This is a genomic window from Pseudomonas sp. NPDC088414 (genome assembly GCF_044753325.1).
GTDB lineage: Bacteria > Pseudomonadota > Gammaproteobacteria > Pseudomonadales > Pseudomonadaceae > Aquipseudomonas.
The window spans coordinates 209,936-227,037 of record NZ_JBIVMY010000005.1; the positions used below are offsets into that span (position 1 = coordinate 209,936).

The 17,102-nt window shown below is 61.9% G+C and carries 2 protein-coding genes; both read left to right on the forward strand.

The genetic code is table 11. The annotated features are described in order from the left end of the window. Positions 1 to 354: 354 nt before the first annotated feature. Positions 355 to 16,590, forward strand: a complete 16,236-nt coding sequence (locus tag ACIP8I_RS08600) for a LapA family giant adhesin (RefSeq protein WP_400760216.1) — start codon at positions 355 to 357, stop codon at positions 16,588 to 16,590. A gap of 148 nt (positions 16,591 to 16,738) precedes the next feature. After that, positions 16,739 to 17,077 carry a hypothetical protein gene (locus ACIP8I_RS08605; protein WP_007962018.1) on the forward strand — a complete coding sequence of 113 codons (339 nt, stop codon included), beginning with the start codon at positions 16,739 to 16,741 and terminating at the stop codon, positions 17,075 to 17,077. Positions 17,078 to 17,102: the final 25 nt, after the last annotated feature.

Here is a 17,102-nt window from a genome sequence, read left to right on the forward strand (position 1 = left end):
AAAGATTTCCCAGGACTTCTTGTCTTGAATCACAGCAAAACGTGCTGCTGCGTCGGATGATTGGCAACCGGAATGACCGTATGTCGGAAAGTTCAAATTAGGAACTGGATCACACGCTGAGGGACAGGTCGCCGCGGAAATATCAATGTGACATTAGTGGGGCGATTGTTTAGGATGGCACCCAGAAGGTCAATAGTTTGGCATAAAGTTAATAGCGAAAGAATCTAGCCAAATTATTGACGAAGAACAGCGTCAATCTTGATTCGCAAATTTTAAAAGTACGTCCAGACTGAATCGGCGCCGAAGCCATCAGGCTATGGAAGTCAACTGAACGTGACACCCGGAGAGTCTTCAATGAGCAGTGTTGTTGCCATCGTCAAAAGCATTGTCGGTCAGGTATTCGTGGTCTCCCCCGAGGGTGTACGCCGCGTGCTCGTTGAAGGCGATCGCCTGTATGTCGGCGACCAGATAGACACCGGCCTCTCCGGCGCCGTGTCGCTGGAACTGGCGGATGGCCGCACCCTGGACCTGGGCCGAGAAACCCAGTGGAGCGCCAACGCGCCCGACTCCAGCACTGACCTGGCCGAAGCCACCGCGCAGGCCGCGCCTTCTGTAGCCGAGCTGCAGCAGGCCATCGCCGCCGGTGCCGACCCGACCACCGCCCTTGAAGCCACCGCTGCCGGCGCTACCGCCGCAGGGACTGGCGGCGCAGCGGGCGGCGGCCACAGTTTCGTGATGCTCGACGCCACCGCTGGCCGCGTCGACCCGACCATCGGTTTCCCGACCGCAGGCATCAACTCCGGCGCACAAGCGGCACAGAACATCACCGGTGGCCAGACCACCGACACCACCACCAACGCCCTGCGTGAATCGACCCTGAGCCTCAGCGCCACGCCGACCATCACCGAAGCCGGCGGCGTGCTGGTGTACACCGCGACCCTGACCCAGGCGCCGCTGACCGACCTGACCATCACCCTGTCGAACGGCTCGGTGATCGTGATTCCGGCCGGCTCCACCACCGGCACCGTCAACGTGCCGCTGGCACCGAACGACACCGTCTACAACGACCCGACCCAGATCGATGTGACCGTCACCGGCACCACCGGCGGCAACGGCATCACCGTGACCCCGCCGACCACCCCGGCCACGACCCAGGTCACCGACACCATCGACACCACCACCGTCACCCTGACGGCGGGCAACAGCGTCACCGAAGGCGGCCAGATCACCTACACCGCGACACTGACCAACCCGGCGCAGACGCCGGTCACCGTCACCCTGTCCAACGGCTCGACCATCACCATCGAAGCCGGCCAGACTACCGGCACCGTTAACGTGCCGACCGCGCCGAATGACGTCTACAACAACGGCAGCACCGTCACCACTACGATTACCGGCGCCAGCGGTGGCAACTTCGAGAACCTGGTGCCGAACACGACGCCAGCCGTAACGAACATCGTCGATTCGCGCGACACAACCGGCCTGACCCTGACCGCCACTGGCAGTGTGGTCGAAGGTGGCCAGATCACCTACACCGCGACCCTGACCAACCCGGCACAGACGCCGGTCACCGTCACTCTGTCCAACGGCTCGACCATCACCATCGAAGCCGGCCAGACCACTGGCACGGTCAACGTGCCGACTGCGCCGAACGACGTCTACAACAACGGAGGCACCGTCAGCACCACAATTACCGGTGCGACCGGCGGCAACTTCGAGAATCTGGTGCCGAACACGACGCCGGCGACCACCACCGTCACCGATTCCATCGACACCACCAACCTGTCGCTGAGTGCCACCGGCACCGTCGCTGAAGGCGGCTCGATCGTTTACACCGCAACCCTGACCAACCCGGCCGGTACCCCGGTGACTGTGACGTTGAGCAACGGCTCCGTCATTACCATCGAAGCTGGCAAAACCACCGGTACCGTGACCGTTCCGGCGCCTGCCGATGACGTCTACAAAGATGCCGGCAAGGTTGAAGTCAGCATTACCGGCACTACCGGCGGCAATTTCGAGAACCTGGTGCCGAGCACCGTTCCGGCGGTCACCGAAGTCACCGACACCATCGATACCTCGACCGTCAAACTGACTGCCGATACCTCAGTGGCTGAGGGCGGCACCGTCACTTACACCGCCACCGTCGGCGCACCTGTGACCGGTTCGCCAGTTGTCGTGACCCTGGCCAACGGTCAGTCCATCACCATCGAAGTGGGCAAAACCACCGGCACCGTGACCACCACCGCGCCAAACGATGCGTTGACCGGCAACCCACCGCTGACCAACGCCATCACCAACGTCAGTGGCGGTAACTACGAGAACCTCGTCGCCGACAAAACCCCGGTTTCGACCACCGTCACCGATACCGTCGACACCACCAACCTGTCGCTGTCCGCGACCGGTACCGTGGCCGAAGGCGGCTCGATCGTTTACACCGCAACCTTGACCAACGCCGCTGGTTCGCCAGTCACCGTGACCCTGTCCAACGGCGCGGTGATCACCATCGAGGCCGGCAAAACCACTGGCACCGTGACCGTTCCGGCGCCTGCCGATGACGTCTACAAAGATGCCGGCAAAGTCGAAGTCACCATCAACGGTGCAACCGGCGGCAACTTCGAAAATCTGGTGCCAAGTACTGTTCCTGCAGTTACCGAAGTCACCGATACCATCGACACCTCGACAGTCAAACTGTCCGCTGACACCTCGGTCGCCGAGGGCGGCACCGTCACTTACACCGCGACCGTTGGTGCGCCTGTGACTGGCTCGCCAGTTGTCGTGACCCTGGCCAATGGTCAGTCCATCACCATCGAAGTCGGCAAGACCACCGGCACTGTCACCACCACCGCACCGAATGACGCGCTGAACGGCCAGGCGCCGCTGAGCAACTCGATCACTGGCGTGAGCGGTGGCAACTACGAAAATCTGGTCGCCGACAAGACGCCGGTCAGTACCACCGTGACCGACACCGTCGACACCACCAACCTGACGTTGAGCGCCACTGGCTCCGTCGCTGAAGGCGGCTCGATTGTCTACACCGCAACCCTGACCAATCCGGCCGGTACGCCGGTGACCGTGACCCTGTCGAACGGCTCGGTGATCACCATCGAAGCGGGTAAAACCACCGGCACCGTGACCGTTCCGGCGCCTGCGGATGACGTCTATAAAGACGCCGGCAAAGTGGAAGTCAGCATTACCGGCACTACCGGCGGCAATTTCGAGAACCTGGTGCCGAGCACCGTTCCGGCGGTCACCGAAGTCACCGACACCATCGATACCTCGACCGTCAAACTGACTGCCGATACTTCTGTAGCTGAAGGCGGCACTGTCACTTACACCGCTACGGTTGGTGCGCCGGTGACTGGCTCGCCGGTTGTCGTGACTCTGGCCAACGGCCAGACCATCACTATCGAAGTCGGCAAGACCACTGGCACCGTGACCACCACCGCGCCGAACGATGCGTTGAATGGTCACGAACCACTGACTAACGCGATCACTGACGTGAGCGGTGGCAACTACGAAAACCTCGTGGCCGACAAAACTCCGGTTTCGACCAACGTCACCGATACCGTCGACACCACCAACCTGTCGCTGACTGCGACCGGCACCGTGGCGGAAGGCGGTTCGATCGTCTACACCGCGACCCTGACCAATCCGGCGGGCACCCCGGTGACCGTGACCCTGTCGAACGGCTCGGTGATCACCATCGAAGCCGGTAAAACCACTGGCACCGTGACCGTTCCCGCCCCAGCCGATGACGTTTACAAAGATGCTGGCAAGGTTGAAGTCACGATCAAAGACGCCGCAGGCGGCAATTTCGAGAACCTGGTGCCGAGCACCGTTCCGGCTGTTACCGAAGTTACCGATACCATCGATACGTCGACGGTCAAACTCACCGCCGACACTTCGGTAGCTGAAGGCGGGACTGTCACTTACACCGCCACCGTCGGCGCACCGGTAACCGGCTCGCCGGTTGTTGTCACCTTGGCCAATGGCCAGAACATCACCATCGAAGTCGGCAAAACCACTGGCACCGTAACCACCACCGCGCCAAATGATGCGTTGAATGGTCATGAGCCGCTGAGCAACTCGATTACCGCCGTAACGGGCGGCAACTACGAAAACCTCGTCGCCGACAAGACGCCAGTCAGCACCACCGTGACCGACACCGTCGACACCACCAACCTGACGTTGAGCGCCACAGGTTCCGTCGCTGAAGGTGGTTCGATCGTCTACACCGCGACCTTGACCAATCCGGCCGGTACTCCGGTGACCGTGACCTTGTCCAACGGCTCGGTGATCACTATCGAAGCCGGTAAAACTACCGGCACCGTGACCGTTCCAGCACCAGCCGATGATGTTTACAAAGACGCTGGCAAGGTTGAAGTCACGATCAAAGACGCCGCAGGCGGCAATTTCGAGAACCTGGTGCCGAGCACCGTTCCGGCTGTTACCGAAGTTACCGATACCATCGATACGTCGACGGTCAAACTCACCGCCGACACTTCGGTAGCTGAAGGCGGGACTGTCACTTACACCGCCACCGTCGGCGCACCGGTAACCGGCTCGCCGGTTGTTGTGACCTTGGCCAATGGTCAGAACATCACCATCGAAGTGGGCAAAACCACCGGCACCGTGACCACCACCGCGCCAAACGATGCGCTGAACGGTCACGAACCGCTGACCAACTCGATTACCGGCGTCACCGGTGGCAACTACGAAAATCTGGTCGCTGACAAAACCCCGGTTTCGACCACCGTTACCGACACCGTCGATACCACCGACCTGACGTTGAGCGCCACTGGCTCCGTTGCCGAAGGTGGTTCGATCGTTTACACCGCGACCCTGACCAATCCGGCCGGTACGCCGGTGACCGTGACCCTGTCGAACGGCTCGGTGATCACCATTGAAGCAGGTAAAACTACCGGCACCGTGACCGTTCCAGCACCAGCCGATGACGTTTACAAGGACGCTGGCAAGGTTGAAGTCACGATCAAAGACGCCGCAGGCGGCAATTTCGAGAACCTGGTGCCTAGCACGGTTCCGGCTGTCACCGAAGTCACTGACACCATCGATACTTCGACCGTCAAACTGACCGCCGATACTTCGGTCGCTGAAGGCGGCACTGTCACCTACACCGCGACTGTCGGTGCTCCGGTAACCGGCTCGCCTGTGGTCGTGACCCTGGCCAATGGTCAGAACATCACCATCGAAGTCGGCAAAACCACCGGCACCGTGACCACCACTGCGCCAAACGACGCGCTGACGGGTCACGAACCGCTGACCAACTCGATTACCGGCGTCACCGGTGGCAACTACGAAAATCTGGTCGCTGACAAAACCCCGGTCAGCACCACCGTCACTGACACCGTGGACACGACGAATCTGTCGCTCAGCGCCACCAACTCGGTCGCCGAGGGTGGTTCGATCACCTACACCGCCACCCTGACCAACGCTGCCGGCTCGCCAGTCACCGTGACGCTGTCCAACGGTTCGGTGATTACCATCGAGGCCGGCAAAACCACCGGCACCGTGACTGTTCCAGCGCCTGCCGATGACGTCTACAAAGATGCCGGCAAAGTCGAAGTCACCATCAACGGTGCAACCGGCGGCAACTTCGAGAACCTCGTTCCGAGCACTGTTCCGGCAGTGACTGAAGTCACCGACACCATCGACACCACCTCGGTGAAATTGACCGCAACCGAGTCCGCGGCTGAAGGTGGCACGGTCACCTACACCGCCACCGTCGGCGCTCCGGTAACCGGTTCGCCTGTGGTCGTGACCCTGGCCAACGGTCAGAACATCACCATCGAAGTCGGCAAGACCACCGGCACCGTGACCACCACCGCACCGAACGATGCGCTGACCGGTCATGCGCCGTTGACCAACGCCATCACCGACGTGAGCGGCGGCAATTACGAGAATCTGGTTGCCGACAAAACCCCGGTCAGCACCACCGTGACTGACACTGTCGACACCACCAACCTGTCGCTGAGCGCGACCGGCACCGTGGCCGAAGGCGGCTCGATCGTTTACACCGCAACCCTGACTAACGCCGCTGGCTCGCCAGTGACCGTGACCCTGAGCAACGGCGCAGTGATCACCATCGACGCCGGCAAATTTACCGGCACCGTGACCGTTCCAGCGCCAGCCGATGACGTCTACAAAGACGCCGGCAAAGTCGAAGTCACGATCAAGGACGCAGCGGGCGGCAACTTCGAGAACCTTGTTCCGAGCACCGTTCCTGCGGTCACTGAAGTCACTGACACCATCGATACCTCGACCGTGAAGTTGAGCGCCGATACTTCGGTGGCTGAAGGCGGCACTGTCACTTACACCGCGACTGTTGGCGCTCCAGTGACTGGCGCACCTGTTATTGTGACCCTGGCCAACGGCCAGACCATCACCATCGACATCGGCAAGACCACCGGCACCGTCACTACCACCGCACCGAACGATGCGCTGAACGGTCATGAGCCGCTGAACAACTCGATCACCAATGTCAGCGGCGGCAACTACGAAAACCTCGTCGCCGACAAGACGCCGGTCAGCACCACCGTGACCGACACCGTCGACACCACCAACCTGTCGCTGAGCGCGACGCCGGCGGTGAACGAAGGCGGCCAGATCACCTACACCGCGACACTGACCAACGCTGCCGGCACCCCGGTGACCGTGACATTGAGCAATGGCGCGGTGATCACCATCGAGGCCGGCAAAACTTCCGGCACCGTGACCGTCGATGCGCCGAAGGATGACGTCTACAAGGACGCCGGCACCGTTGAAGCGACCATCAAGGGCGCGACCGGTGGCGACTTCGAAAACCTGGTGACCAGCAACACTCCGGCGGTGACCAGCGTCAACGACACCATCGACACCTCCACCGTGTCGCTGACTGCCACCGCTAACGTCGCCGAAGGCGAAACCGTGGTTTACACCGCGAGCGTGACCGCACCAGTTACTGGCTCGCCAGTTGTGGTCACCCTGTCCAACGGCCAGACCATCACCATCGCCGTCGGTGAAACCACCGGCAGCGTGAATTTCGTTGCACCGAACAGCCCATTGGCGGGCGGCAGCTCGCTGAGCGTTGCAATCGACAAGGTTGCCGGCGGCAACTATGAAAACCTGGTGGCCGACAAGACACCGGCAAACACCTCGGTGTCGGACACCGTCGACACCACCAACCTGAACCTGACCGCCAGCGACTCGGTGGCGGAAGGTGGTTCGATCGTTTACACCGCGACCCTGACCAACCCGGCCGGCACTCCGGTAACCGTGACTCTGTCCAACGGCGCGGTGATCACCATCGAAGCCGGTAAAACCTCGGGCACCGTGACCGTTCCAGCTCCGGCTGACGACGTGTACAAAGACGCGGGTAAAGTCGAAGCGACCATTTCCACCGCTACCGGTGGCAACTTCGAAAACCTGGTGCCGAGCACTGTTCCGGCCGTCACCAACGTGACCGACACCATCGACACCACCACGGTCAAACTGACCGCGACAGAGTCCGCCGCTGAAGGTGGCACCGTCACTTACACCGCAACTGTCGGCGCGCCAGTGACCGGCTCGCCGGTCGTAGTGACTTTGGCGAACGGTCAGAACATTACCATCGAAGTCGGCAAAACCACCGGCACCGTGACCACCACCGCACCAAACGATGCGCTGACCGGCCATGCTCCGCTGACCAACGCGATCACCGGTGTCACTGGCGGCAACTACGAAAACCTCGTGGCGGATAAAACACCGGTTTCGACCAATGTCACCGATACCGTCGACACCACCAACCTGTCGCTGAGCGCGACCGGCACCGTGGCTGAGGGCGGCTCGATTGTTTACACCGCGACCCTGACCAACGCTGCAGGCTCACCCGTTACCGTGACCCTGTCCAACGGCGCGGTGATCACTATTGAAGCGGGTAAAACCACTGGCACCGTGACCGTGCCGGCCCCTGCCGATGACGTGTACAAAGATGCCGGCAAAGTCGAAGCGACCATTTCCAGCGCTACCGGTGGCAACTTCGAAAACCTGGTGCCGAGCACTGTTCCGGCCGTCACCAACGTTACCGATACCATCGACACCACCACAGTGAAACTGACCGCGACCGAGTCTGCTGCGGAAGGTGGCACCGTCACCTACACCGCGACTGTCGGTGCTCCGGTAACCGGTTCGCCTGTGGTCGTGACCCTGGCCAACGGTCAGAACATCACCATCGAAGTCGGCAAAACCACCGGCACCGTGACCACCACCGCACCGAACGATGCGCTGACCGGTCATGCACCGCTGACCAACGCCATCACCGAAGTCAGCGGCGGCAACTACGAAAACCTCGTGGCGGATAAAACGCCGGTTTCGACCAATGTCACCGACACCGTCGACACCACTAACCTGTCGCTGTCCGCGACCGGCACCGTGGCCGAAGGTGGCTCTATCGTTTACACCGCGACTCTGACCAACGCTGCCGGTTCGCCGGTTACCGTGACGTTGAGCAACGGCGCAGTCATCACCATCGAGGCCGGCAAAACCACCGGCACCGTGACTGTTCCAGCTCCGGCGGACGACGTTTACAAAGATGCCGGTAAAGTCGAGACAACCATCTCCACCGCCACCGGTGGCAACTTCGAAAACCTGGTGCCGAGTACCGTGCCGGCTGTCACCGAAGTCACCGACACCATCGACACCTCGACCGTCAAGCTGACTGCCGATACCTCGGTGACCGAAGGCGGCACCGTCACCTATACCGCCACTGTTGGCGCACCAGTCACCGGTTCGCCGGTCGTGGTGACCCTGGCCAACGGCCAGAACATCACCATCGAAGTCGGCAAGACCACTGGCACCGTGACCACCACCGCACCGAACGATGCGCTGACCGGTCATGCGCCGCTGACCAACTCGATCACCGGTGTGACTGGTGGCAACTACGAAAACCTCGTGGCTGACAAAACCCCGGTCAGCACTAACGTCACCGACACCGTCGACACCACCAACCTGTCGCTGTCCGCGACCGGCACCGTGGCCGAAGGCGGCTCGATCGTTTACACCGCGACCCTGACCAACGCTGCAGGCTCACCAGTCACCGTGACCTTGAGCAATGGCGCGGTGATCACCATCGACGCGGGTAAAACCACCGGCACCGTGACTGTTCCAGCGCCGGCGGACGACGTTTACAAAGACGCTGGCAAAGTCGAAGCGACCATTTCGACCGCCACCGGTGGCAACTTCGAAAACCTGGTGCCGAGTACCGTTCCAGCCGTCACCAACGTCACCGACACCATCGACACCACCACGGTCAAACTGACCGCGACCGAGTCTGCTGCCGAAGGTGGCACCGTCACCTACACCGCAACCGTCGGTGCACCGGTAACCGGTTCGCCAGTGACCGTGACTCTGGCCAACGGTCAGAACATCACCATCGAAGTGGGTAAAACCACCGGCACCGTAACCACCATCGCACCGAACGATGCGCTGACCGGCCATGCGCCGTTGACCAACGCCATCACTAACGTGACCGGTGGCAACTACGAGAATCTGGTCGCCGACAAAACCCCGGTTTCGACCAACGTTACCGATACAGTCGACACCACCAACCTGTCCCTGAGCGCTACCAACTCGGTGGCCGAGGGTGGTTCGATCATCTACACCGCGACCTTGACCAACGCCGCTGGCTCGCCAGTCACCGTAACTCTGTCGAACGGCGCCGTGATCACCATCGAAGCCGGTAAAACCACTGGCACCGTGACCGTTCCGGCACCTGCCGATGACGTGTACAAAGACGCCGGCACCGTTCAGGCAACGATCACCAACGCTACCGGTGGCAACTTCGAAAACCTGGTCCCGAGCACCGTGCCGGCTGTGACTCAGGTCACCGACACCATCGATACCACCACGGTCAAGCTGACCGCGACCGAGTCTGCTGCCGAAGGTGGCACCGTCACCTACACCGCGACCGTTGGTGCGCCAGTGACTGGCTCGCCAGTCGTGGTAACTCTGGCTAATGGTCAGAACATCACCATCGAAGTCGGCAAAACCACCGGCACCGTCACTACCACTGCACCGAACGATGCGCTGACCGGCCATGCGCCTTTGACCAACGCCATCACCAACGTCAGCGGTGGCAACTACGAAAACCTCGTTGCCGACAAGACCCCGGTCAATACCACGGTCACCGATACCGTCGACACCACCAACCTGTCGCTGTCCGCGACCGGTACTGTGGCTGAAGGCGGCTCGATCGTTTACACCGCGACGCTGACCAACGCTGCCGGCTCGCCGGTTACCGTGACGTTGAGCAACGGCGCCGTGATCACCATCGACGCCGGTAAAACCACCGGCACCGTGACCGTTCCGGCACCGGCTGATGACGTCTACAAAGACGCGGGCACCGTTGAGGCCACGATCAAGACCGCGACTGGCGGCAATTTCGAAAACCTGGTGACCAGCAACACCCCGGCCGTGACCAGCGTCACCGACACCATCGACACCACCACGGTCAAACTGACCGCGACCGAGTCTGCTGCTGAAGGTGGCACCGTCACCTACACCGCGACCGTTGGTGCGCCGGTAACCGGTTCGCCAGTGACCGTGACTCTGGCCAACGGCCAGAACATCACCATCGAAGTGGGCAAAACCACCGGCACCGTGACCACCGCCGCACCGAACGACGTGTTGACCGGTCATGCGCCACTGACCAACGCCATCACCAACGTCAGCGGCGGCAACTACGAAAATCTGGTGGCCGACAAGACTCCGGTCAGCACCACCGTGACCGACACCATCGACACCACCAACCTGTCCCTGAGCGCGACAGGCACCGTGGCCGAAGGTGGCTCGATTATTTACACCGCAACGCTGACCAACGCTGCCGGCTCGCCGGTTACCGTGACGTTGAGCAACGGCGCCGTGATCACCATCGACGCGGGCAAAACCACGGGCACCGTGACCGTTCCAGCGCCAGCCGATGACGTCTACAAAGACGCCGGCACCGTGCAGGCAACGATCAAATCCGCCACGGGTGGCAGCTTCGAGAACCTGGTGCCAAGCACCACGCCAGCCGTGACCAGCGTCACCGACACCATCGACACCACTGGCGTGAAACTCACCGCCACGGGCACCGTGGCCGAGGGTGGCACCGTCACCTACACCGCGACTGTCGGTGCGCCTGTGACCGGCTCGCCTGTCGTCGTGACCCTGGCCAACGGCCAGACCATCACCATCGACATCGGTAAAACCACCGGCACCGTGACCAGCATCGCACCGAACGATGCGCTGACCGGCCATGCACCGTTGACCAACTCGATCACCAACGTGACCGGCGGCAACTACGAAAATCTGGTGGCCGACAAGACTCCGGTCAGCACCACCGTGACCGATACCGTCGACACCACCAACCTGACCCTGAGCGCCACCAACACGGTCGCCGAGGGCGGTTCGATCATCTACACCGCGACCCTGACCAACGCTGCTGGTTCGCCAGTCACCGTGACTCTGTCGAACGGCGCCGTGATCACCATCGACGCGGGCAAAACCACCGGCACCGTGACCGTCCCTGCTCCGGCCGACGACGTCTACAAGGACGCCGGCACCGTTCAGGCCACGATCACCAACGCCAACGGTGGCAACTTCGAAAATCTGGTGCCGAGTACCGTGCCGGCCGTGACCAGTGTCACCGACACCATCGACACCACTACCGTGAAGTTGTCTGCCACCGGTACAGCGGCTGAAGGCGGCAACGTCGTCTACACCGCCACCGTCGGTGCGCCAGTCACAGGTTCGCCAGTCGTGGTAACTCTGGCCAACGGCCAGACCATCACCATCGACATCGGCAAAACCACCGGCACGGCAACCACCACCGCACCGAACGATGCACTGACCGGCCATGCACCGCTGACCAACACCATCACCAACGTCAGCGGCGGCAATTACGAAAACCTGGTGGCCGACAAGACCCCGGTCAGCACCACGATCACCGACACCATCGACACCACCAACCTGTCGCTGTCCGCGACCGGCACCGTGGCCGAAGGTGGATCGATCGTTTACACCGCCACCCTGACCAACGCCGCTGGTTCGCCAGTCACCGTGACTCTGTCGAACGGCGCCGTGATCACCATCGACGCCGGTAAAACCACCGGTACCGTGACCGTCCCTGCCCCAGCCGACGACGTCTACAAAGACGCCGGCACCGTGCAGGCAACGATCAAGTCCGCGACCGGTGGCAGCTTCGAAAACCTGGTGCCAAGCACCACGCCAGCCGTGACCAGCGTCACCGACACCATCGACACCACTGGCGTGAAACTCACCGCCACGGGCACCGTGGCCGAAGGTGGCACCGTCACCTACACCGCCACCGTCGGCGCACCGGTCACTGGTTCGCCAGTCGTGGTGACTCTGGCCAACGGCCAGACCATCACCATCGACATCGGCAAAACCACCGGCACCGTGACCAGCATCGCGCCGAATGACGCGCTGACCGGCCACGCGCCGTTGACCAACTCGATCAGCAACGTGACCGGCGGCAACTACGAAAACCTCGTAGCCGACAAAACACCGGTCAGCACCACCGTGACCGACACCATCGACACCACCAACCTGTCGCTGTCCGCGACCCCGGCGGTGAACGAGGGTGGCCAGATCACTTACACCGCAACCCTGAGCAACGCCGCCGGCTCGCCGGTGACCGTGACCCTGAGCAACGGTTCGGTGATCACCATCGACGCCGGCAAAACCACTGGCACCGTGACCGTTCCAGCGCCAGCTGACGACGTCTACAAAGACGCCGGCAGCGTGCAGGCGACCATTACCAACGCCAGCGGTGGCAACTTCGAGAACCTGGTACCGAGCACGACACCGGCCGTGACCAACGTCGCCGATACCATCGACACCACCACCGTCAGCATCACCGGCAGCACCTCGGTGACCGAAGGCCAGACCGCCAGCTACACCGTCAGCCTGACCCACCCGGCACAAACCGACGTGACCCTGAAAATCGTCTACAGCGGCACCGCCGCCGACGGTTCGGACTTCACCGGCGTGTACACCGTGAAGATCCCGGCGGGCGCCAGCAGCGCGCAGTTCAACGTCGCCACCATCGATGACAAGATCACCGAAGGCACCGAGAACTTCGTGGTCAAGATCGATTCGGCCACCGGTGGCAACTTCGAGAATCTGGCCGTCAGCAGCACCAACGGCAGCGTCAGCACCTCGATCATCGACAACGATGCGCCACCGGTCATCGACCTGGATGCCAACAACTCCAGCGGCGCCACTGGTGCCGACTACAAGGTGACGTTCACCGAAAACACCCCGGGCGCAGGCGTGTCGATTGCCGACACTGACCTGACGATCACCGATCCGGACAGCACCATGCTGACCGGCGCGACCATCGTCCTGACCAACCGTCAGGACGGCGATGCGCTGAACCTCGGCAACAGCGTCAACGGCATCACCATCAATGCCAACAGCACCAACGGCACCGTGACCCTGACCCTGTCGGGCAACGCGACGCTGGCCGACTACATGCAGGCCATCAAAAACATCACCTTCACCAACAGCAGTGAAGACCCGAGCACCGTGCCGCGGATCATCACCGTGACCGTGACCGATGGCGGCAACTACTCCAACACCGCGACCACCACGGTCAACGTGGTGGCGGTCAACGATGCGCCGGTTGCAGCGCCAGTCAACGTCACCGGCACCGAAGACACGCCGCTGATCCTCGGCTGGTCGACCTTCGGTGTGACCGACGTCGACAGCCCGGCCAGCAGCCTGGGGATCAAAATCACCCAGCTGCCGGGCGAAGGCAAACTGCAGTATCTGGACGGTTCGACCTGGAAAGACGTCGCCAACAACCAGACCTTCAGCAAGGCTGACATCGACGCCGGCAAGCTGCGCTTCATGCCGGATGCCAACGAGTCGGGCGTCAACGGTTACGGCGGCACCGGCATGGGCAACAACCAGGCCGATTACGCGCAGATCAAGTTCCAGCCAACCGACGGCCAGCTGCTGGGCAACACCGGCACCGTGAAGATCGACATCACGCCAGTGGCGGATGCACCGACCGTGAGCGTGGCCGATAACAGCGTGAAGTCCACCGGACTGGTCAAGGAAGTCTGGACCGGCCTGTCGGGCCTGGGCACCAGCGGCAACGGCGCTGACTCGACTACGTTGAAAAACGTGATCGACGGCGCCGGCACCCCGAACTCCAGCACCAACGTGACCAACGTGCAGTCCGACGGCAGTGTGACCGCCGGCACCGCGTCGAAAACCTCGGGCCTGATCTATCTGGAAGCCGGCAAGACCTACAGCTTCAGCGGCGTGGCTGACGACAGCCTGCTGATCACCATTGGCGGCAAGAGCGTGGCGTCGGGTACCTGGGGCGCGGGCGGTGCGATCAGTGGTTCGTTCACCCCGACCACCAGCGGTTACTACACTCTGGACATCTACCACCACAATCAGAGCGGCCCGGGCAGCTACGACGTCAACCTGTCGGTCAACGGCAGCACGCCGATCGACCTGAGCAGCGCCGGCGTGCCGATCTACACCGGCGTGCAGGATCTGGTGAATGCCGGTGTGACCGTCTCCGACCTGCACGGCACGAACGGCGAAGGCTATTACGACGGCTACAAGCTCAACACTGGCGCCGAAGGCACCACGGTGAAACTGTCGGCGATCAACACTGCGCTGACCGACACCGACGGTTCGGAAACCCTGAGCGTGAAGATCAGCGGTGCGCCGGTCGGCTCGGTTCTCTCCGACGGCCATGGCCACACCTTCACAGTCACCGCAAGCAACGGCGAAGCCAACGTCACCGGCTGGAACCTCGGCAGCCTGACCGTGACCCCGCCGACCTACTACAACGGCCAGTTCAACCTGACCGTGACCTCGACCTCCACCGAGATGGTCGGCGGCTCGGCCAGCAGCACCGCAACGATTCCGGTCACTGTGGTGCCGGCGGTGTACAACGCCGTGGTTGGTACCTCTGGCGACGACACCTTCAACGGCACCGATGGCAACGACATCATGGTCGCCGACATCGGCGGTCTGACCGTGGTGCCGGGCACCAACTACAACATCGCGTTCATGGTCGACAGCTCGGGCAGCATGAGCACCTCGTCGATCAACGCGGCCAAGGACTCGCTGACGTCGGTGTTCAACACCCTCAAGCAGAGCCTGGGCGGCAGCAACTCGGGCACGGTGAACATCTTCCTGGTGGACTTCGATACCCAGGTCAACAAGTCGGTGTCGGTGAACCTCAACGACTCGAACGCGCTGACCAAGCTCAAAGCCGTGCTCGACTCGATGACCTCTGGCGGCGGCACCAACTACGAGGACGTGTTCAAGACCACGGCCAACTTCTTCCAGAGCACGGAAGCGCTGGCCAACACCGGGGCGAAGAACCTCACGTACTTCATTACCGACGGCCAGCCGACCTACTACCAGAGCGGCGAGCAGACCAACCCGACGCTGTATGGCAGCGTGAAGTTCGACAGTGTGGTGACGACCAGCAACTACAAGCTGGGCGATACCTTCAGCACTTACATCGACAGCACGCATTACCTGAGCATCAGTGCCGCCGGTGCTGCTGTTCTGCAAACGTATAAAAACGGCAGCTGGAACTGGAGCAACCTGGGTACCGTTCACGCCCAGGGCGACGGCACTTATGAGCTGTCGAGCCTGGCGGGCAGCGGCAGCAGCACCAGCTCGGCCACCACCGACAACTCGACCAGCAGCTTCGCCTTGCTCAGCGGTCTGTCGAATGTCGAGGCAATCGGCATCAACAGCGGCGTCAGTCTCAACGACCTGAAACCGTATGACTCGGATCACTCGCCGCAAACCAACATCGATCCGAAGGATCTGGCGAACTCGATCATCGGCCACACCGAAGCGACAATGCCGGGCAACGACACTGTCAGCGGTGGCGACGGCAACGACATCCTGTTCGGCGATCTGGTGAGCTTCAACGGCATTGCCGGCGAGGGTTATCAGGCGATGCAGGCGTTCGTGGCGCAGCAGACCGGCGTCGACGTCAGCAAGGTCACCACCAGCAACGTGCACCAGTACATCACCGAGCACTATCAAGCGTTCGATGTGTCCGGCGCACATGACGGCAACGACACCCTGCTGGGTGGCGCGGGCAATGACATCCTGTTCGGCTCGGGCGGCAACGACTTGCTCGACGGCGGCAAAGGCAATGACATCCTGCTCGGCGGTACCGGCAACGACACGCTGATCGGCGGCCAGGGCAACGACATCCTGATCGGTGGTTCCGGTGCCGACACTTTCGTCTGGAAAGCAGGCGACACCGGCAACGACGTGATCAAGGATTTCAATGCCAACGAAGGCGACCGCATCGACCTGCGCGATCTGTTGCAGGGTGAAACCGGCAGCACCATCGACAACTTCCTGAAGATCACCACGGTTGATGGCACGTCGTCGCTGCAAGTCAGCTCGGCGGGCAAGTTCAACTCCGGCGATGCGGCAGCCGCCACGCCGGACGTGACGATCAAACTGGAAGGCAACAACTGGTCAACCGCCAACATTCACAACCTGATTGCCGGCAGCGACCCGACCATCAAGGTCGACCACAACAACAGCTGATACGTAAACCAAACGGCCGCCCCTTGGGGCGGCCGTCACGTTTGCGGCTAACTCAGCGGTGACGATTTCTTCGCCACCCCGCATACTCGCGCGCAGTTGGCCTATGCTGCTGACAGCATGACGCTGGTTTCTTTCTGAGGGATGCTCAATGTTTTACGTGCAACGCGATGCGCAAGGTCTGTTGATTCGCGTGGAAGCCGCGGCCTACGCCGAGGCCACGGAAACGCTGCCGGCCGACAGCCATGAAATCCAGGCCTGGTTCGCCAATGAAGTGGTGGAAACCAGCCTGAAACAGCTCAAGCAGAGCGACCTGGAAATGATTCGGGTACTCGACGACCTGATTCAGGTGCTGACCCAGAAGGGCGTGATCCGCGTCACCGACCTGCCGCCGGCGGCGCAGGCCAAGTTGATGGATCGGACACAGGCGCGGGAAGCGCTGGGCGGGTTGAGCCAGTTGATCGACGATGAAGAGACCGGGTTGATCTGATCCGCCCAGAATCAAAAGCCTGCCC

Excerpts from the sequence above, each read along its gene's own strand:
- ACIP8I_RS08600 (WP_400760216.1), top strand. The coding sequence starts at position 355 with ATGAGCAGTGTTGTTGCCATCGTCAAAAGCATTGTCGGTCAGGTATTC.
- ACIP8I_RS08605 (WP_007962018.1), top strand. The coding sequence starts at position 16,739 with ATGTTTTACGTGCAACGCGATGCGCAAGGTCTGTTGATTCGCGTGGAA.